General features: G+C 52.5%; 18 protein-coding genes. 15 read left to right on the top strand and 3 right to left on the bottom strand.

The genetic code is table 11. The features are described from left to right. The first annotated feature begins 12 nt into the window (after positions 1 to 12). From C162_RS23780 to C162_RS23735, 10 genes are all read left to right on the top strand, one after another. Positions 13 to 1,866: a cache domain-containing sensor histidine kinase gene (locus C162_RS23780; protein WP_036698460.1), complete on the top strand. Its 1,854-nt coding sequence runs from the start codon at positions 13 to 15 to the stop codon at positions 1,864 to 1,866. After that, positions 1,844 to 2,638 carry a response regulator transcription factor gene (locus C162_RS23775; RefSeq protein WP_036698457.1) on the top strand — a complete coding sequence of 265 codons (795 nt, stop codon included), beginning with the start codon at positions 1,844 to 1,846 and terminating at the stop codon, positions 2,636 to 2,638. Before C162_RS23780 ends, C162_RS23775 begins: the two co-directional genes overlap by 23 nt. A 247-nt stretch (positions 2,639 to 2,885) precedes the next feature. After that, the gene (locus C162_RS23770; protein WP_036698454.1) at positions 2,886 to 5,183 is read left to right on the top strand and encodes a copper amine oxidase N-terminal domain-containing protein; all 2,298 of its coding nucleotides are present in this window, start codon (positions 2,886 to 2,888) and stop codon (positions 5,181 to 5,183) included. A gap of 173 nt (positions 5,184 to 5,356) precedes the next feature. Beyond that, positions 5,357 to 5,818: a Fur family transcriptional regulator gene (locus C162_RS23765; protein WP_036698451.1), complete on the top strand. Its 462-nt coding sequence runs from the start codon at positions 5,357 to 5,359 to the stop codon at positions 5,816 to 5,818. A 2-nt stretch (positions 5,819 to 5,820) separates the two neighbouring features. Continuing rightward, on the top strand, positions 5,821 to 6,084 hold the full coding sequence (gene yidD, locus C162_RS23760; RefSeq protein WP_036698448.1) for a membrane protein insertion efficiency factor YidD: 264 nt from the start codon (positions 5,821 to 5,823) through the stop codon (positions 6,082 to 6,084). A gap of 358 nt (positions 6,085 to 6,442) precedes the next feature. Further along, on the top strand, positions 6,443 to 8,470 hold the full coding sequence (metG, locus tag C162_RS23755; protein ID WP_036698445.1) for a methionine--tRNA ligase: 2,028 nt from the start codon (positions 6,443 to 6,445) through the stop codon (positions 8,468 to 8,470). Between the two features lie 205 nt (positions 8,471 to 8,675). Then, positions 8,676 to 9,653: a metal ABC transporter solute-binding protein, Zn/Mn family gene (locus C162_RS23750; RefSeq protein WP_036698443.1), complete on the top strand. Its 978-nt coding sequence runs from the start codon at positions 8,676 to 8,678 to the stop codon at positions 9,651 to 9,653. Between the two features lie 33 nt (positions 9,654 to 9,686). Beyond that, on the top strand, positions 9,687 to 10,436 hold the full coding sequence (locus C162_RS23745) for a metal ABC transporter ATP-binding protein (protein ID WP_036698440.1): 750 nt from the start codon (positions 9,687 to 9,689) through the stop codon (positions 10,434 to 10,436). 686 nt (positions 10,437 to 11,122) lie between these two features. Beyond that, positions 11,123 to 11,926, top strand: coding sequence for a metal ABC transporter permease (locus tag C162_RS23740; RefSeq protein WP_036698438.1), 804 nt, complete (start codon positions 11,123 to 11,125; stop codon positions 11,924 to 11,926). A gap of 106 nt (positions 11,927 to 12,032) precedes the next feature. Continuing rightward, positions 12,033 to 12,746 (top strand): cytochrome c biogenesis CcdA family protein, encoded by a 714-nt coding sequence (locus C162_RS23735; protein WP_036698435.1) that lies wholly within the window; start codon positions 12,033 to 12,035, stop codon positions 12,744 to 12,746. Positions 12,747 to 12,755: 9 nt separating this feature from the next. Here the strand turns inward: C162_RS23735 and splB are convergent, their stop codons facing one another. Then, entirely contained in the window at positions 12,756 to 13,832 is a 1,077-nt protein-coding gene (gene splB / locus C162_RS23730) for a spore photoproduct lyase (RefSeq protein ID WP_036698433.1), read from the bottom strand. A 193-nt stretch (positions 13,833 to 14,025) separates the two neighbouring features. Between splB and mntR the strand changes: the two genes are divergently transcribed. From mntR to C162_RS23715, 3 genes are all read left to right on the top strand, one after another. Then, positions 14,026 to 14,451 carry a transcriptional regulator MntR gene (gene mntR, locus C162_RS23725; protein ID WP_036698430.1) on the top strand — a complete coding sequence of 142 codons (426 nt, stop codon included), beginning with the start codon at positions 14,026 to 14,028 and terminating at the stop codon, positions 14,449 to 14,451. A gap of 178 nt (positions 14,452 to 14,629) precedes the next feature. Further along, positions 14,630 to 16,306 (top strand): family 10 glycosylhydrolase, encoded by a 1,677-nt coding sequence (locus tag C162_RS23720; RefSeq protein WP_036698428.1) that lies wholly within the window; start codon positions 14,630 to 14,632, stop codon positions 16,304 to 16,306. Between the two features lie 64 nt (positions 16,307 to 16,370). Continuing rightward, positions 16,371 to 17,351, top strand: a complete 981-nt coding sequence (locus C162_RS23715) for a patatin-like phospholipase family protein (protein ID WP_051493871.1) — start codon at positions 16,371 to 16,373, stop codon at positions 17,349 to 17,351. A gap of 100 nt (positions 17,352 to 17,451) precedes the next feature. Here the strand turns inward: C162_RS23715 and C162_RS23710 are convergent, their stop codons facing one another. Together C162_RS23710 and C162_RS23705 are read right to left on the bottom strand one after the other, a co-directional pair. Beyond that, positions 17,452 to 17,790: a hypothetical protein gene (locus C162_RS23710; protein WP_036698426.1), complete on the bottom strand. Its 339-nt coding sequence runs from the start codon at positions 17,788 to 17,790 to the stop codon at positions 17,452 to 17,454. A gap of 7 nt (positions 17,791 to 17,797) precedes the next feature. Further along, complete coding sequence (locus tag C162_RS23705; RefSeq protein WP_143804218.1) at positions 17,798 to 18,751, bottom strand: DUF1385 domain-containing protein; 954 nt, start codon at positions 18,749 to 18,751, stop codon at positions 17,798 to 17,800. A gap of 206 nt (positions 18,752 to 18,957) precedes the next feature. Between C162_RS23705 and C162_RS23700 the strand changes: the two genes are divergently transcribed. Continuing rightward, positions 18,958 to 19,449 (top strand): YqhR family membrane protein, encoded by a 492-nt coding sequence (locus C162_RS23700; protein ID WP_036698422.1) that lies wholly within the window; start codon positions 18,958 to 18,960, stop codon positions 19,447 to 19,449. 76 nt (positions 19,450 to 19,525) lie between these two features. Next, positions 19,526 to 20,596 (top strand): M24 family metallopeptidase, encoded by a 1,071-nt coding sequence (locus C162_RS23695; protein ID WP_036698420.1) that lies wholly within the window; start codon positions 19,526 to 19,528, stop codon positions 20,594 to 20,596. Positions 20,597 to 20,612: the final 16 nt, after the last annotated feature.

Below are 20,612 nucleotides of genomic sequence, written 5' to 3'. Positions count from 1 at the left end.
GAGCAACAGCCGATGAATCTGCGCTACAAATTGTTTACGGCATTCTTAGGCCTGATTATCATTCCGCTGTTCATTCTTGGCATGATTATGTTCTTCGTGACTTATAATTCCATTGAGAAGAAATACAGCCAGCAGTCTGAATATTCGCTCAAAGCGATCAGCTACAGCATTTCTAATGTATTCAAGGATATGGACAATGTGACGGACAACGGAATTGCCACCTCGGTCTTTCATATGGCGCTCAGTGCGGATGATCCCTCCAAGCAGGATTTAACTGATGCCGAGCAGCTCAGCCTGAATGCCAGCCAGCGTAATTTCCGCAGTCTGCTCTATAACCATCCGTCGATCAGCTATGCTTTCCTGTACAATTTCAACGGGAAAGGGAGCTCGGAGATCGTCTCGGTCTTCAACAAGGAGAATTTCCGCACCCTGCCCTATGATAAGTTCAAAGGCAGTGAGCTGTACCAGGAAGTAATGAAGCTGAACGGGGTTCCGAAATGGCTGGCACCGCATGAATATCCTGAGCTGACTGGAACAGAGGCTGTATTCACGCAAATTCGGCTGATTAAGGAGCTTAGCTTCTTTCAGAATATCGGCATTCTGGTGGTGCAGATTAAGAACTGGGAGTTCGAGTCGATTTTCCGCAATCTGAAGATCGGGGGCACCGACCAGAAGGTGTCCTTCATGCTGGTTAACGATGACGGAATGATTCTGCTGGACCCGGACAGGAAGCTGGACGGGCAGGATTTCCGCAGCTTCACCACGAAGAATATTACGTTTAAGCCCGGCTTTCAGAGCTTCAAGACGCAGTTCGGCGGCGAGAAAAGCATTCTGTCGGTCTACCATCTCAAGGAGTATCCCTGGAGTCTGGTCTCCATCACTTCTTGGGATACTTTGTCTCATGAGGTGACGGTGTTCGCCCGCTGGTTCGTTATTGTGATGTTCCTGTGCCTGCTGGGGGCGGTCATCTTCAATCTGTTCTTCATGAATCGGATTACAGGCGGGATTGCTGTAATTGTGCGCTTCATGCGCCGGGTAGAGGACGGAGACCTTACTACCCGTGTCGAGGAGAAGGGCAACGATGAGATGACGCTGCTGGCCAGAGGCTTCAATGATCTTATGGACAAAATCAACTCGTTGTTCAGCCGGGTTCATCTGGAACAGCAGCGCAAGAATCAAGCGGAAATGCGTGTGCTGCAGGCACAGATCAAGCCGCATTTTCTGTTCAATACCCTGGAATCGATCAATGTGCTGGCTGTGCAGAATGAAGGCCGCAAGGTCAGTGAGATGGTCTACCGGCTGGCGAGTATTCTGCGGATCAGCATTCAGGACAGGGATGAGATTACGCTGGAGGAAGAGGTTAAGCATCTGAGCAATTATCTGGATATCCAGAAGTTCCGTTTCGAGGATCTGTTCGATTATGAGCTTGAGATTCCGCCAGAGCTGCTGGGCTGCGGGATTCTGAAGCTTACGCTCCAGCCGCTGGTGGAGAACAGCATTCAGCATGGTTTTGAGGGGATCGGGTATAAGGGTCTGGTGAGTGTCAAAGTATGGGAGTCCCAAGGCAATCTGTTACTGCGGATACAGGATAACGGAATCGGGATGACCCCGTCTCAGCTGTCTATGTTCCAATATATGGTGAATGATGCTGCAGAGCATCAGCCGGAAGCTAAGCCGGGGCAGGGCATTCATTTGGAGCGGCGGGGGCTGGGTGTACGCAGTGTCGCAGACCGGATACGGATCGAATACGGCGACAGATATGGGATTTTCATATGTGCAAGTCCTGGGGAAGGAACGATTATCCAGTGCGTCATTCCGAAATACGGGCAGGGGGAAGGCCATTATGCTAAAAGTATTATTGGTTGACGATGAAGCGCCCATTCTGAGCAATCTCAATACTGTACTGCCCTGGGAGGACATGGGGATGGAGGTTGCGGGGCTGGCACGAAGCGGGATGGAGGCGCTGCGCATCGCCGAGGAAACGCCGCCTGATCTGGTGCTCTGCGATATCCGCATGCCGGTGATGGATGGGCTGACGTTCATAGGCAAGCTGCGGGAGATGGGGCTTACGAGCGAGGTGCTGCTGCTCAGCGGCTACCAGGAATTCGATTATGCGCGTGAAGCGATCCGGCTCGGGGTGAAGGAGTATATCTGCAAGCCGATTCATTACGGGGAGCTTGGCGATAAGGTGCGGGAGATCGGCTCCCGGATTCGCAGCAGGCAGTATAAGGACAAATTGTACAACAGCATCCCGTTGTTTCAGGAAGTGCCTGCGGCTGACGAGCCTGTCAAAAAAACACCGGAGCAGCTGATGAATCAAGCCGCACAATTCATTACGGAGCGCCTGCACACAGATCTCGGTATTGATGAGGTGGCGAATACGATTGGCATTAGCAGCAGTTATTTCTGCCTGCTCTTCAAGAACCGCTTCGCGGTGACCTTCGTGGAGTATGTCACCCAGCAGCGGATTGAAGCTGCCAAATTCATGCTCGCCAGCAGCGATAAGAGCATCACCGCCATCAGCTCGGGTATCGGCTATCAGGAACGCCGTTATTTCACTAAGGTGTTCCTGAAGCAGACGGGAATGACCCCCAAGGAATACCGCAGCAGGTTCAGGACGGCCGATGCCCGTACCTAGCAGGTTGCCGGCCATAGCGATTGCCCAGGTACAGGGGGCGGTCGTTATTTTTTTGTTTTCTTTTTACACAGAATGAAACTTTTCGCTATAACATGCGTCTAATACTATGTTTTGTAAAATGAACGTGGCAAAATATTCTGCCGTCCTGAAGAGGACGGCTCCCGTTTTTACGGGGAATATAAGGTGGAGAGAAAGTAATGAAGATACCTGCCTTATACACTACAATGGGAGCAGAAGGAGTCGTACAATGAATTTGAAAAAAGTATTTTTAGTGGCAGTATTGGCTGTATCGCAAGTCGCTGCAGCCATTCCGGCTTGGGCCGCGCCTGTCAGCACAGAGAGTACAACACCTCAGAGCGTTAACGAAGCGGCAAACCCCGCTGACACACAGCTTCAGCCCGAGTCAACGGATCCGCTGCCGCCGCTGGTAACCGAGCCGCCGGCAGGCACAGTAATACCGACTCCAACACCGGCACCAGTTCCTACAGCATCACCGGTTCAAGGCATTCCGGCAGTGACAGCGACACCGGTTCCGGCCGCTACTGTTGTTCCAGGTGCAACAGCAGCTCCTGTGGACGGTACTGTTCCGACCGATGCGGTTATGCCTACAGCAACTCCGCTTACGGATACTCCTATGAATCCAAGCATGACTACCTCTGCTACAGGAGGAGGCCAGCTTATTCTGATGATGAACAGCAACAAGATGTTCAGAAATGGTACGCCTTACACGGCCAATCAGCCGATGGCAGTCAAGAACGGCGTGTCTTACGTATCCATTCGCGCAATGGTGGAAATGGTTGGCGTTGCCTTCACGTATGATGCCAAAACCAAAGAGGTCATTGTGACTAAGGGAACCAGCATTATGCGCTTCAAAACAGACAGCAAAATCTATACCGTCAATGGTACTAAGTTCACCATGAAGGGACCGGCTTACCAGTTCAAAGGTACCTTCATGATTCCGTTAACCTCGATTACCTATGCACTTAATATTCCTTATACTGTAGATAATGTACAAAAGCGGGTTATTCTTACGCTGAATACGAAGCCGACGGCTTCCTTCACAGTTCAGCCTAAGGAAATCTATGCCGGTGAGACTACCGTGAATTATGTGACCTCCAGCTCTTCGCCGAACGGTACGCCGATTGTTGAAGAACGGTGGAGCGACAATAAGCGGGATATCTATGATCAGGCGGGCTTCTATACGGTTACCTACTCGGTGCGGGATGCCAATAATATGTGGAGTGATCCTTATCCGGTCACAATCCAGGTACTGCAGCCTAATCAGCCGCCAGTGGCCCAATTCACAACAGATAAAGAAGAATACAAAATGGGTGAGCCGGTAACGCTGACCGATACCAGCTATGATCCTGAGAATGAAGAGCTGACTGCCGTCTGGAACAATCGTTCTCTGGCGTACTTTAACCCGGGACCGCTATCCATTCAGCTGACGGTTACGGACAAGCGCGGTCTTAGCAGTACTTTTGAGAAGACGATTACAATCACCAATGAACAACTGTATACACAGGATGAAGTAACGAAGCTGTTCACCATTCCGGGGGATATCATCAGCATGGACGGCGGGATGATTCCGTCGCTTCCGAATCTGCCGTATACGCTGTCGTCCGAAGGTTACAACCTGATCCGCAGCAACAGCCCAGAGACCGTTAATACGGAAGGTGTACTGTACCGTGAAAGCTCTGTGGGCAATACACGCTTCCTTGTGCATCATATGAACAATATGGCTACCAGACAGAAGCTCTATGTGATTGCTACGAACAACAACCTGTATCCAACAACCATTACTACCCAGTATCTGGGGGTTGCCGGTCCCGTGACATTACCGGAATATACGGGCAAAGTATCGATGGAGAAATACTTTAACTCCATGATTACCGGCTCGGCTCAATCGCAAATTACCCTGCAGCCGGGGCAAAGTCTTCCGATTATGACTGACCTGAACAAAAATGCAATGAAGCCTAAAGACGTAATGTCGCTGAGCGCAGACCTGTTCAGTGATCTGCCGGTTCAGTATAACGTAGTCATAGTGGAGGAGAGCAAAGATCCGGTTGCTGAGCTTCCTTATCTGCCTATTCTTGACAGCGACGGTGTGCATACCCGCGGAACATTTCCAGATTCTACGCGGATCATGAACGTCACCGATCTGGTGGGTGCCACGCAAAGCAAGCTGCTTCTGGGGGACAACAAACTTGACAAGAACCTGGACGGTATTGATCCAATGAAGGGAACGGTTGTTTCCAATGCTGGTAACTTCGGGGTACTTTACAAAATCGTACTGGAGCGTGTTGCAGCAAACACGCTGATCACCTTCAACCCGCGCGGGGGTCCTTATCTGGGACCGTTGCTTGTAAACGGCACAATGGTGAACCTGCCCAATAAGGGCACATTAGGCAAATCATCAGACACGAATGCTGTCATCTACCGTACCGGAGAGTATGAAGGGCGTGTAGAGATTGTGTTCTCCGTCGCTTCCGGCAGCAACCTGCCCGTTAACTTTGTCTTCACCCCGCTTCCGGCGAAAAAATAATTTTTCTACAATACAAACGGCAGCGCTCCTGAGGGGGCGGCTGCCGTTTTTGTATTCTGCCGCACGTCTGCTGATGCGGGCAGGTAACGGGCACATTTATTGACGGGGCAGTGCTTTTGGGGCATTATAAAGAGAGTACAACACAAACGACCTATGTTATGGGAGATGAGCGAATGCTGTCGACAGATCAAATCCTGGAAGCCATGTCGGGGCAGGGGCTGCGAATCACCGATCAGCGCAAGACGCTTGCCAAATTATTCGGCGAGAATACGGGATATTTGTCTGCGAAGGATGTATATGAGCATATGGGCCGTAAGTATAGCGGGCTGAGCTTCGATACAGTCTACCGCAACCTGCGCGTTATGGAGGAGCTGGGGGTGCTGGAGCAGATTGTATTTGAAGAAGGCGTCAAATTCAAAGCAAGCTGTAGTCAGGATCACCATCACCACCATATGATTTGTCTGCAGTGTATGAAGACGTACCCGATTCAATTCTGCCCGATGAATCTAACCGATCCGCCGGATCAGTTCCGGGTGGTCAAGCATAAATTCGAGGTCTTCGGCTACTGCAAGGATTGTGAGCAGGGAAGAGAAGAAGAGCGGGCCGGGGCATTCCGCGGCAAAGAGGAACGCTGAGTATGGCTAATTTACGAAGAACGGTACAGGCTCCTATCCGGGTCTACCGCAAGTTCATTTCGCCGCTCAAGCCCGCCACCTGCCGGTTCTACCCGACCTGTTCGGCTTACGCGCTGGAAGCTATTGAGGTTCATGGGCCGCTCAAGGGTTCATGGCTCGCAGCCAGGCGGATCGCCCGCTGTCATCCCTTCCATCCGGGAGGACTTGACCCGGTGCCGCCGCGCAAAGAGCAGCCATCAGGGGACAAGCCGCTGCATACGACTTGACATGGGCTGCCGGGATGGGTATATTTTGAATAATAAGTGATATTCCGAGGAACGGATAAGTAGATGTGGACACCATTACAGAGAGCCGGGGCTGCTGGGAGCCGGTATGGGACGCCAGATTGAATATGGTCCGGGAGGAACTGTGTTCGAGCGGAAGGCCTGAAGCCGGGTCTGCGTAAGCGCACGGCGTGTTCCAGCGTTAATGGACAGTTCCGTTAGGGAACTGACGAAGCCTGTGCTCTGTGAGGAGCCGGGGAATGTTGGGTGGTATCGCGTGAGTTTACTCTCGCCCCATATAGGGGGCGGGAGTTTTTTGTGTGAAATGGACGATTAGGGATAACGAAGGGATGATGAAGTAATGAGTGAGAACAAAACCTTTTATCTAACAACACCGATCTATTATCCGAGCGACAAGCTGCATATCGGGCATGCGTATTCCACGGTAGCCGGTGATGCGATGGCCCGATACAAGCGGCTGCGCGGCTATGAGGTGCGCTATCTGACGGGTACGGACGAGCATGGGCAGAAGATTGAAGAGAAGGCCGGCAAGGCCGGGAAGACCCCGCAGGAGTTCGTGGACGGGATTGTAGTCGGCATTAAGGATCTGTGGAAGAAGCTGGACATCTCAAATGATGATTTCATCCGTACCACGGAGGAGCGCCATAAGAAGGTGGTTGCGGATATTTTTGACCGCCTGCTGAAGCAAGGGGATATCTACAAAGGGGAATACGAAGGCTGGTACTGTATTTCGGATGAGACCTTCTACACCGAAACCCAACTGGTGGATATTGAACGTGATGCTGACGGCAAGATTACCGGAGGGAAAAGTCCGGACAGCGGACACCCGGTGGAACTGGTCAAGGAGGAGAGCTACTTCTTCCGCATGAGCAAGTATGCTGACCGTCTGCTGAAGTTCTACGAGGAGAACCCTGAGTTTATCCTGCCGGAATCCCGCAAGAACGAGATGATTAACAACTTCATCAAGCCGGGTCTGGAGGATCTGGCGGTATCCCGTACGACTTTTGACTGGGGTGTTAAGGTAAAAGGCGACGAGAAGCATGTAGTGTATGTATGGATCGATGCGCTTACTAACTACATTACGGCCCTTGGCTATGGCTCGGAGGACCGCAGCCTGTATGACAAGTACTGGCCTGCGGATGTACATATCGTCGGGAAGGAAATTGTCCGCTTCCATACGATCTACTGGCCGATCATTCTGATGGCACTTGGCGAACCGCTGCCGAAGAAGGTGTTCGCGCACGGCTGGCTGCTGATGAAGGATGGCAAGATGTCCAAATCCAAGGGTAATGTGGTCGATCCGGTAACTCTGATTGACCGTTACGGCCTGGATGCTCTGCGCTATTATCTGCTGCGCGAGGTTCCCTTCGGCTCGGACGGAACCTTCACGCCGGAGAGCTTCGTGGATCGTATTAACTACGATCTGGCCAATGACCTGGGTAACCTGCTGAACCGGACTGGCGCAATGGTGGAGAAATACTTCGGCGGCGAGCTTCCGGCTTATGCCGGCCAGGTGACCGCATTTGACGGTGAGCTTGAGGCGGTAGTACAGAGTACTTACGCCAAGGTGGAAGAAGCGATGGAGAAGATGGAATTCTCCGTAGCCCTGACTGCCATCGGCGCGCTGATCAGCCGGACGAACAAATACATTGACGAGACTCAGCCTTGGGTGCTCGCCAAGGACGAGAGCCGCAGCGCTGAACTGGCTTCAGTAATGAGACACCTGGTCGAGGGACTGCGCACCGCGTCCATCCTGCTCCAGCCGTTCCTGACCGGCGCTCCGGCGAAGATCTGGGAGCAGCTGGGCATTCAGCCGGGCGAGCTGACCACCTGGGAGAGCGGCCGATCCTTCGGCCTGATTCCAGCGGGCACCCGGCTGGTGAAGGGCGACCCGATCTTCCCGCGCCTGGATGTGGCGCAGGAGGTAGCGTACATCGCCGAAGCGATGGGAGCCGGGAAGCCGGCCGCTGCAGAGGCGGCGCCGGCAGCGGCTGCTGTGACTCCGGATGCGACAGCTGCCGATCCGGAGGAAGAGGAGCATAAGGAAGAAATCGGCATCGACGATTTCGCCAAGGCGGAGCTGCGCGTAGCCCAGGTTATCGCCTGCGAGCCAGTGAAGAAGGCGGATAAGCTGCTGAAGCTGCAGCTGGATCTTGGCTATGAGCAGCGCCAGGTGGTATCCGGCATTGCGAAGTTCTACACACCGGAGGAGCTGGTGGGACGCAAGGTGATCTGCATTGTGAACCTGAAGCCGGTGAAGCTGCGCGGTGAGCTGTCTCAGGGCATGATCCTGGCCGCCTCCAAGGGCGAGCAGCTGACCATTGCTACCGTGCCGGACAGCATGCCGAACGGAGCGATTGTGAAATAAGAATGCCAAGAAGGGCATTCACATAATGACCGTACAGCAATCTCCGCAAGCCACAGGCAGCGGGGATTGCTTCTTTTTGCTCCAAGATAACGGGGTACAGGGCGCCTTGCAGATACTACGAAATGCAGATCGGAGTTGACTTATCGTAACCATTACTATTATAATTCTAATAGTAAATTTTACGATTTAAGGGGTCGATAGAGAAATGGTAACAAAAAGCTTGCAAAAAGGGCTGCTGCTTGCTGCTGTGCTGCTGCTTACGCTGTCGCTGGCGGCATGCGGACCGAAGAGCAGCGGAAGCATTATTGAAGGAAAAGTGAACGTTATAACTACTTTTTATCCTATATATGAATTCACTGCCGAAATCGGTGGCGACGAAGCCAATGTAATCAACCTGCTTCCTGTAGGGGTCGAGCCGCATGATTGGACACCGCGCAGCCAGGATATCATAAGTACTTCTAAGGCGCAGTTGTTCCTCTATAATGGAGCCGGTCTGGAAGGTTGGGTACCCAATTTCCTTAAGAGCCTTGATGGTGACAGTAAGACCAAGGCTGTAGAGGTTAGCCAAGGGGTGAAGCTGATTACAACGGATGAAGACGATGGGCATGATCATGGTCATGAAGGTGAAGAAGCTGAAGCAGACGGGCATGGCGACAGCCTGCACACCGACCCGCATACCTGGGTAAGTCCGAAATCGGCGCTTGTGATGGCTAAGAATATCAAGGAAAGTCTTCAAGCTGTTGATCCTGCGCATACCGCAGGCTATGAAGAGCGTTATCTGAAGCTCGTGGACCGCCTGAACGCACTGGATCTGAAGTTCACTGAAGAGCTGGGCAAGCTGCCTAACAAGGAGATTGTCGTATCTCATCAGGCGTTCTCGTATCTGGCACGTGACTACGGCCTGTCGCAGCATGCCATTATGGGGCTGTCGCCGGACGCTGAACCGCGCGGGCAGGATTTGGTGAAGCTGGCGGCGCTGGTTAAGGCAGAGGGCATCCGTTATATTTTCTTCGAGGAGCTTGTATCCGATAAGCTGGCTAAGACACTGGCAAGTGAGACCGGTGTATCCACGATGGTGCTGAACCCGGTAGAAGGACTGACCGAGGCCCAGCAGAAGAACGGGGACAACTATTTCACGTTAATGGAGAAAAATTTGCAAAATCTCATTCTGGCCTTACAATAATAAGGAAAGTATAAGTGAAAGGCGGTACTTCACATGCAACCGGTATCCCTGGACTGCCATCAGCATATGATCGAAATACAGGATTTGTCCTTCTCCTACGGGGAACAGAAGGTCATTTCGAACTTGAATTATACGGTAAAAGAACGTGATTTCCTCGGTATCCTCGGTTCTAACGGTGCAGGCAAGACGACACTGCTTAAGATGATCGTCGGCCTGCTGCCGGCCACCAGCGGGGAGATCAAATTATTCGGCCAGCCGGTAAGGAAGTTCAAGGACTGGGAGCGGATCGGCTATGTGCCGCAGAAGAATGCGTTCAACCCGCTGTTCCCCGCAACCGTCCGTGAGGTCGTATTGTCCGGTCTGTACAACAACAAGAATCTGATCCGGCGGGTCTCGAAGGCCCAGCACCGGCAGTGTGAGGATGCACTGGAAGTGATGCGGATTCAGGACATCGCCGAGAAAAGAGTCGGCCAGCTGTCCGGCGGCCAGCAGCAGCGTGTCTTCCTGGCCCGCGCGCTGATCAACCACCCGGATCTGCTGATTCTGGATGAGCCTACCGTCGGCATTGACGCCGAGACCCAGGCCGGATTCTTCGAGCTGATCATGCACATGCATGCCCATCACCATATGACCTTCCTGATGGTCTCGCATGATATCGACATGATGAAGAATTACCTGGGCAGTGAGCCGGTACAGAAGAATGGTAAAATCAACTTCTACTGCCGCCACTCGCACGAGGCGCAGAACTGCGCCGTTGACAATTTGCAGCATACGTTGTCCTGATATCCTGATCGTTGAAATTGGCTGATAAGAGGATAGTTACCCTGATCAGTAAACGGTATGCTAGAACTGCAGCCTATTGTATTTTGTACAGTAGATTGCCCGAATTTCTGCCCTTTTTACTGTTCTGTTGCAGTTTGTACATTAGTTTCTTTGAAATGGGCCTTTTTCCAGCCCTTCTGCCAATATCCATTGTACGAAATACAACAGAACCCGATTAACCGCTCAAAAGTGGCGATTCTGTTGTACGTTCTGCAATTAAGGGGTGGGGTGCTGTCCGGATCGTCCATTGTGCAACATAGGACGACCAAGTCAGTTTTCAGATCGTCCATTGTGCAACATAGGACGCTCAAGTCTGTTTTTGGATCGTCCATTGTGCAACATAGGACGATCCCTTAGTCTTTTGATCTTAGTCTTTTGATCTTTAGTATTGTAACGTAAGTAGATCCCGTCCCCTGTGAAGCGTATCCCGCAGGGAGGCAAAGCGATCCTTCCGCAAACGTTCCTAAGCGCCGCAAGTCGGTCCTCCCACGCCAATTGCACTTAGCGGGTGTCCAGAGGGCAGAGCCCTTGGGGCCCTCCCTTCGGGAAGGGAGGGTTTGGGAGGGATCGAACAAGGATTTGAAAAAGGGTTCGATAAAGCTTTCCCATTGAAAGGTTTCACATTTGAAAGGTAGGAGAACATCATCTTGGAAATCCTGTTTAGTGATTTTTTCCAGCGGGCGCTGGCCGGAGGGCTGATGATTGGCATTACGGCACCGCTGATCGGCGTTTTTCTGGTGCTGCGGCGTCTGTCCATGATCGGAGATACACTGGCGCATGTTACGATTGCCGGGGTCGCGCTGGGCTTTCTGACCGGCTTTTACCCGCTGGGTGCGGGGCTGATCTTTGCAGTCGTGGCCTCATTTGCCATTGAGAAGCTGCGCAAAGCCTACAAAAGCTACGCTGAACTGTCCATTGCGATCATTATGTCGGGCGGTGTAGCGCTGGCCTCGCTTTTTTTCACCTTGGGCAAAGGGTATAATGCAGATGTAATGAGCTATCTGTTCGGCAGCATCTATACGCTGAATACTACCGATCTAATTGTGGTGGGAATCGTAACGATTGCGGTTGTGGTGGTCGTAACCTTATTCTTCAAAGAATTCTTCCTGCTCAGCTTCGAGGAGGATGCGGCCAGTGTCAGCGGACTTCCGGTGAAACTGCTCAATATGCTGATCACGGTGTTAACGGCCCTGGTGATCAGTACGGCGATCAAGATTGTCGGCTCGCTGCTGGTCTCTGCGCTGTTAACCATTCCTGTTGCGATTAGTCTGCTGCTGTCTCGGAGCTTCAAGTCCTCGGTCATTCTGTCCGTGGCGATTGCCGAGATTGCCGTCACTTCCGGATTAGTCATTGCAGGGGTATGGAACCTGGCTCCGGGAGCAACAATTGTCCTGCTGCTGATTGCACTGTTGACCCTAACCCTCATCGGCAAAAAAGGGCTGCCGGCCTAACAAACAAGCGTAACCGGCCGTCCTCAGCACCAACTACATAACTGAATCTGTACTGCTGCTACATGAAGTGACCCGAGTGACCCCGAGTATGGAAGGAGATGCGCCCGTGTCCAACCTGAATGCAGGAATCGCTTTTGCCGCCGGAGTGGCATCATTCATATCGCCTTGTTGCCTGCCGCTGTATCCTTCTTATCTATCTTATATTACCGGTTTATCGGTGCAGGAACTGAAGAGCGGCAGTAACAGCAAAGAGGTCCGTCTCCGGACCCTCTCGCATACACTGGCGTTTATTCTGGGCTTCTCTGCAGTGTTCTACACCCTCGGCTTTGGAGCAGGCTTGTTCGGTGAATTCTTCAACGGCCAGCGGGATTTGATTCGTCAATTATCGGCGATCCTAATCATTGTCATGGGGCTCTTCCTGCTGGGCGTATTCCAGCCGCAGTTCCTGCTCCGGGAACGCAAGCTGGAGCTGAGATGGAAGCCTGCCGGTTACCTTGGCTCCTTCATCTTCGGCATCGGGTTCTCGGCAGGCTGGTCGCCCTGCATAGGCCCTATTCTAACCGCCATAATTGCGCTATCGGCCAGTGATCCGGGAACGTGGTTTACGATGATAACGGCATACAGTATCGGCTTTGCACTTCCGTTCTTCGGACTGGCCTTTTTCCTGGGCGGAGCCCGCAAGATTCTGAAATACTCCAACCTGCTGATGAAGCTGGGCGGCGGGCTGATGGTATTCATGGGCATCCTGCTGTTCACCGACCAGATGTTCCGTATTACGATTTGGCTGCAGGGCATCACGCCGCGCTGGCTGATTTTCTAATTAGGTGACTTAAGTGAAATAATCAATAGCTGCTTCCGGAAAATGTTCAAAAATCCGCTCTGTGATGAATTCGCGCAGGGCGGTTTGCTGTTCGTCCGGGTAGACGTATTTGTTCTGTCCCCATTTGCCCCATTTCTTCTTGCGCTTCTCGATGTCCATCTCCAGCTTCGACTTCGGATAGCGCTTCTCGATGACGGTCTTGGCCGTCTTGGTGAAGCGGTGCTGGATCATTTCAAAGGTTAGCCCCTTGCCAATCCCCGGCGGCAGGGCATGCGCCAGCTTCTCCAGCAGCTCGCTGTAGCCTTCTTCCCAGCCATCGTGCCAGATAATAGGGGCAATGATGAAGCCCAGCGGATATCCGGCACGGGCGATCTGTCCGGCGGCCTCAATCCGCTCTTCGAAGCGTGAGGTGGCCGGCTCGAAGTTCTTAATCACATAGTCGGCGTTCACGCTGAAGCGTACACGGGTATGGCCGTTATGCTTCAGCTTAAGCAGCGGCTCGACATGCTGGTATTTGGTCACGAAGCGCAGCCGCCCGAGCGGCTCCTCCGCCATGAATTCGATCAGTTCCGTCAGCGAACCCGTAATATGCTCAAGGCCAAGCGGGTCTGAGGTACAGGCCGCTTCGAACGTCGTGATTTCCGGGGAACGCTCGGTGATATATTTTTTGGCTGCATCGATGATGTCCCCGGTGTTGACATAGACGCGGATGTAGGGCTTCGCTCCCAGCGTGGTCTGCAGGTAACAATAATGGCAATGGCCCATGCACCCGGTGGCAATCGGAATCGCATAATCGGCAGACGGCTTCGACTGGTCAAAAGTGAGTGTCTTGCGCAAGCCGACCACAAGCGTCCGTTTGGCGATTTTGTATTGTTCGACTTCCGTCTCGCCCGGCAGATTGGTAATCCGGTTATGCGAGGTGGTCATGCGGTAGGGAATATTGCGGGACTTGACCCACTCCATAATCCGCTCCCCTTTGGGATAATTCAGCGCATCAGGTTCAAAGAACACAAGCTCCGGGATGAAGAGTCCGGTGGGCTTGCGCGTTCTTTTGGCAGGAGGGCGTTCGGGTGTGATTAAGCTCATGATTTCACGCTCCTTAGGAATGAGGATAACGTTATTGTGCCAATCTGCGGGCGAATGGAATCATGGTAAACATCACTAAGCGGGGAAGCGGATGACCGGCAGGACTTGCCAAGGAGCGGCAGAAGCATGTATCATTGTTAGAGCAAGGCCCGGTCCCACCGTTACGCTCATTATAGAAAAGAGGTAAGCTAGAATGCCAACACCCAGCATGGAGGATTATTTGGAGCGCATATATAAGCTCATCGACGAGAAGGGTTATGCGCGGGTCTCGGATATTGCCGAGGGGCTGGAAGTCCATCCCTCCTCTGTGACCAAGATGATCCAAAAACTGGATAAGGACGAATATCTCATCTATGAGAAATATCGTGGGCTTGTCCTAACAAGCAAAGGAAAAAAAGTGGGGAAACGTCTTGTGGACCGCCATCAGCTGCTGGAGGAGTTCCTCGGGATTATTGGGGTACAGCAAGAGCATATTTATAAGGATGTTGAAGGCATTGAGCATCACTTGAGCTGGGATTCCATCACCCGGATCGAAACGCTGGTGGAATATTTCCGCCGGGATGAAGCGCGTGTGCAGACCTTGTACGATATTCACCATGAGATAGCCAGCGATTCATAAACGTGGCTTTTTTTGTTTGATTAGCGCAACCTTTCCAGTTTTTTTACGTCAAAACGGGTACCGTTCCTTTTTCACCTACAGGAAGGATTCCGTTTACAAAAGAACGGCCTTCTCCCTGAACCAAGGACGAGAAGGCTATTTTTTTGTCTATATACAACTTCAACACCTGGGAGGAATTATGAATTACCGTAAATGGATCGTAGGACTGCTCGTAATTATGCTATGTCTGCCTGTGTGGACGCCGGGTGCACGTGCAGCTTCTGTGCAGATCACCATTGAACTGGATGGGGAGACGCTTAGCCCGGATGTGCCGCCGTATATTACACGTACTAACGTTACGATGGTGCCGGCTGGAGTGATTAGCCAGGGACTGGGTGCCGGTGTGAAATGGGATCAGGCCAGTAAGACAGCAACCATCAGCAAGGATAATAATGTACTACAGCTAACCAGCGGCAAAACAAGTGCTATCGTTAACGGTGCTGCCGTCCGTCTGGATACTTCTGTTCAGATTACGCAGGGCCGGGTCATGGTTCCGCTGCGGTTTGTAAGCGAGCAGCTTGGACTGCAGGTACTATGGGAGCAGGCAACGAAGCATATCTCCTTATATTCAGGGATTGAGATCGGCGGGCCTTCTACGCCTGTGACGCCGTCAGTTCCGTCAGTGCCTACACCGACTGTACCTACGCCATCTGTGCCAATACCAACGGTACCGTCACCAACCGTACCTTCCATTCCTGGTGCCAAGACCGGGAAGGCGATGAAGGGCGCTTGGGTATCTACCGTGTATAATCTGGATTGGCCCTCAACATCTTCTGCTGGCAATCCCGATAAGCAGAAGAAGGAGTTCGACAGCCTGCTGGACAAGCTGAAAGCGGCCGGATTCAATAGTGTATTCGTCCAGGTCAGACCGTCCGGTGATGCGCTTTATCCTTCACAGATCGTGCCCTGGTCCAAGGTGCTTAGCGGGACTCAGGGTAAGGAGCCCGGCTACGACCCGCTGGCCTATATGGTTAGCAGTGCCCACAGCCGGGGAATGCAGCTGCACGCCTGGTTCAATCCATTCCGGGCTACAACCGATGCTTCTACCAGCAGCCTAGCCCCTAACCATGTAGCCAAGCTTCATCCGGACTGGATCGTCAAGGCGGAGAATAAGCTGTACATCAACCCGGGGATTCCGGAAGCGCGGCAGCATATTATTGACACGGTGATGGAGGTGGTCAGAGGGTATGATATCGACGGGGTGCATTTGGATGATTATTTCTATCCGTCCAATGTAGCTTTTGCCGATGATACGGCCTTCAAGACCTTCAATGCACAAGGAATTGCTGGCAAAGGAGATTGGCGGCGGGATAATATCAACCAGTTCATTCGTCAGCTGGGGCAGGAGATTCATGCAGCGAAGCCGTCCGTCTCATATGGGGTCAGCCCGTTCGGGGTATGGCGTAACAAAAAGGCAGACAGCACCGGCTCGGATACTTCAGCAGGGGTGTCAGCCTATGATGACATGTATGCGGATGTGCGTACCTGGATTCAGAACGGCTGGATCGATTATGTTGCCCCGCAGGTCTATTGGAGCCTCTCCTTCAGCGCTGCCCGTTATGATAAGCTGGTGGACTGGTGGGTGAATGAGGTTAAGGGAACGAAGGTTAAGCTGTATATCGGTCTGGCCTCCTACAAGGTAGGGGATACCAAGCAGACAGCGGAATGGCAGAGCGGAGATCAGATTATCAACCAGCTCAAATATAATGAGAAGTACGATGAGGTGACAGGCAGCATCCTGTTCCGGGCGAATGATATTGTAGTCCGTGACCCGTATGGACTGGCCAGCCTGCTCAGCTTCTATTTCAAGAATTAAGTCATGAATACTCCCCCGTGCTCATAGATAACAATACATTCTATGGAACGGGGGATTGCCATGTATGGAGATTAACGCTGTATTTGAAGGCGGTGGAGTTAAAGGAATTGCTCTTGCAGGTGCGGTGCAGGCAACGGAACGCGCAGGCCGGACCTTCGGGCGGGTAGCAGGTACCTCTTCCGGCTCGATCATTGCCTCGCTGCTGGCAGCGGGGTACAGCGGTGAGACCATGAGCCGGATTATCCGGCGTACGCCGTTCACCTCCTTCCTGACAAGGGCAGCGCTCTACAACACCGCCTTCGTCGGGCCGGCCTTACGTGTGCTGCTCAAGAAGGGGCTGTACTCAGGCCAGGCGCTGGAAGCGTGGATTCGCGGCCTCCTGCTGGAGCAGGGGGTAGTTACGTTCCGGGATCTGCCGCGCGGCAAGCTGCGGGTGATTACATCAGACATCACCAACGGGCGGATTGTGGTGCTGCCCGATGATTTGGTGCAGTACGGGATAGAGCCTGACAGCTTCGAAGTTGCCAAGGCGGTGCGGATGAGCTGCAGTATTCCGTACTTCTTCGATCCGGTGATCCTGCGGCTGGCCGGAGAGGCGGCCCGGGGGAAATCGTTCAGCGGGCAGCTGATCTATATGGTGGACGGCGGGGTGCTCAGTAATTTTCCGCTCTGGCTGTTCGATGAGAAGAAAGATGGCTTCCAATCACCAGAGCGCAGAACGCCAACCATTGGCTACCAGCTGATCGGAAAGGCATCCCCGCAGCCGCATCATATTACGGGGCCGTTCAGCATGCTGGAGGCGATGGTGGAGACGATGCTCTCCGCACATGATGAACGGTATATTGAGACGGATAAATTCGTTCGTACGGTCAAAATCCCTACGCTGGGCATCTCCACCACCGAGTTTCATATCACGGAGACACAGACCGACGCCTTGTATACGGCGGGGATCGCAGCCGGAGAAGAGTTCTTCGCTAACTATCGTCCAGCACCGCCTTCCTATACCTGGAAGGCACCCCTTCAGACTGCAGGTCCAAGGCGGTAATGACTCAAGTACTTTGCGGGGCCCCCAAAAACAAAAAAAAGGCATCCCGCACGTTATTCCAATAACGTGGGGATGCCTTTTGCAGTTATGCTTGAATGGTTCAGTGATATTTGGGCAACTGATCGTCATTCTTACCCTTACTGCCTTCGATGACCTGGAAGGGATAACTTTTGCGCTTACCGGGTGAGCCTGTGGTCTTGCGGATGCCGGCAACCTTGGACATCGTCTTGACCGAAGGCTTAACCTTGGTGCGCGGACGTCCGGGTCCGCCTCCCATTCTGCCGGGGGCTATCTTGTAGGCGTAATACAACAGTCCCAGCAGAATCAGGGGTAAGATGAAGATGGACAGGGCCATCAGGCCGCGCGCCATAATATCCATCACCAGGCCCCATACGGCAAGAGCTGTCGTAATCCAAAATATCAAAGCATGTCTGATCATTGGCTAATCATCCTTTCGCAGGATCCAAAATGCCGCCTGACACACTTGCCTCCGAATATCCTTTTGCTTCAATTGCAGCGTCCAGCTCCCGCATCCGGTTGAAGGAAGCGATAGACACCTCTACCATATCGTCCTTAGGTTCCTTGGTAGTCAACAGCTGCAGCCACAGGCCAGGGTACCCCAGATACTTAAGGCCGGGAATATCTCTTACCGCATTCGTGCCCTTCAGTACCTCGAACGAGATTCCGATGACCACCGGCAAAAGAACGATACGCTGCAGTACCCGTTCCATCAGGGAATTCCATGGGACGACCGAGTAGATAATCACACCGAGGATAATCGTCAGCATCATGAAGCTGCTTCCGCAGCGGTAATGCAGACGGCTGTATTTCTGTACGTTCGCTACTGTCAGCTCTTCACCAGCTTCAAAGGCGCTGATGACCTTATGCTCAGCTCCATGGTACTGGAAGAGCCGCTTGATCACTGGTGTCTGCGAGATCGCCCAGAGATAGACGAGCAGGAGAATGAGCTTGATGCCGCCTTCCACAAGGTTGTGCAGAATATAGTTGTCAAATACATTCTTGAACAAAAAATCTTCTACGAATACCGGGACCAGCGTGAAAATCAGCTTGCCGAACAGGAAAGAAAGAATACCCATTACAGCTACGCCGAATATCATCCCGAGACTCCAGCCTTCGTCCTTCTTCTTGTCCTTGCCCTTCGCCTGCTGCTTAGCAAGCTCTTCCGGCTCCGTCTCATCCTCGGCATAGGATTCTGCCGAATAGTTCAGATGCTTCGAGCCTTTGGCGCTGGAATCTATAATACTGACAATGCCGCGAAGCAGCGGAATCTTGCGCAGTTTAAGGACCCAGCTCTTATCGCTCTTCGGCACCTCCAAAAATGTAATCTCCTGATTCTTTCGTCTTACGGCTGTTACGTTGACATGCTTGCCGCCGAACATGACGCCTTCGATGACGGCTTGGCCGCCGTAACTGGGAGTTTCCTGGGACAACCAATTCACCTTCCCGTATATTGATATGATTTATATAATACATTGTAACTAATTTTTAACCACATTACTAGTTGGATTGCCGTTAGCTGTACATACTAGCTATAGAGAGCGGAGTGGAAACCGGATTAACCCCATACCGAAAGAGAGGCAACTCTATGAGTTCTTCAAGCAAGGCCAAGACCGTCCAGACGAATCCTTTTTATTTCTCCATTGAACTGGGTTATTTCGCCGGTTTAATCTGGGGAGGATTGCACTGGCTGATGTACGTTTTGCACTTTACCAAGGTCATTCCGGGATTTTTGGCGGAGCCCTTTTTCAAGCATGGATTTCTGGTGACCCCTGCCGGGCATCTGCTTGGATATTTGTTTTTTATTGTATTCTCAGTATTGGCGTCCCTGATCTACGTATTAATTTTCCGGAAGCTTAACGGGCCTTGGCCCGGGATGATATACGGAGTGCTGTGGTGGTCGGTCCTGTTCCTTGCGTGTTCGCGCCTATTCCTGCTCCAGCCGCCGTTCAAGCTGTCGTGGAACACGGTCATCAGCGAATTCTGCCTTTTCCTGCTCTGGGGATTATTCATCGGATATACGGCGGCAATCGAGTATACGGATGAACGCAAACGCGAACAGCAGACGAAGCTGGCCTAGGCCCTTCGAAAAAACTTCTCAGTTGGCCTGCGGCTATGGTAAAATACAATGTGGCTATTTCGAGAGGAGAATGAAAATGGGCAACAAGCGCGTCTCCAAGCTGCGTAAGGTTCTGCAGGAACTGGGACTGGATGCGATGTTAATTACCAGCGGATATAACCGCCGCTATTTGAGTGGGTTCACCGGCTCCTCCGGGTACGTGCTGGTTACCGGTGATGACAGTTATCTGCTGACGGACTTCCGGTATATGACACAGGCCTCGGAACAGGTGAATGGCCTCAAGGTGGTACAGCATGACTCGAAATTCATTGACACCGTGCGGGAACTGCTGCCGAAGGGCGGACAAGTCCGTGTCGGCTTCGAGCAGGATGATGTGACCTTCAGTGCATACACCGCTTATGCGGAGGCTCTTGCCCCGGCAGCTATGGTACCGGTATCGAAGGCTGTTGAGAACCTGCGCATGTTCAAGGACGAGGAAGAGCTGGCTGTTATGCAGCGGGCTGCCGATCTGGCAGACGCCACGTTCAGTCATATCCTGAATGTGATCAAGCCGGGCATGACGGAACGCGATGTCGATCTGGAAATGGAATTCTACATGCGTACGCATGGTGCAACTTCGTCTTCATTCGATACGATCGTCGCTTCCGGTGAGCGTTCAGCTATGCCGCATGGAGTAGCGAGCAGCAAGGTTATCGGGAACAACGAATTCGTCACTTTCGATTTCGGCGCTCTCCTTGACGGTTACTGCTCCGATGTGACCCGTACAATTGCTCTGGGATCACCGGACCCTAAGTTGAAGGAGATCTATGATATTGTGCTTGAAGCGCAGCTTCATACGCTGGCGCATATCAAGCCCGGCATGACCGGCCGTGAATGTGATGCCCTGGCCCGTGATATCATCACCCGCTACGGGTATGGTGAATACTTCGGCCACAGCACAGGCCATGGTCTCGGGATGGAAGTACATGAATGGCCGCGGTTGTCCAAGCTGGCGGATGAAGTCATCCAGCCGGGGATGGTTGTCACTGTGGAGCCGGGAATCTATCTCTCAGGTCTTGGCGGCGTACGGATTGAAGATGATATTGTCATTACCGAGAGCGGCATCACGCTGCTGACACATTCATCTAAGGATTACATGGTACTGTAAGACACTATTATTCAGT

The organism is Paenibacillus sp. FSL R7-269, from assembly GCF_000517865.1.
Classification (GTDB): domain Bacteria; phylum Bacillota; class Bacilli; order Paenibacillales; family Paenibacillaceae; genus Paenibacillus_AQ.
The sequence above is the reverse complement of the archived record's forward strand: the minus strand, read 5'-3'. Positions and strand labels throughout refer to the sequence as shown.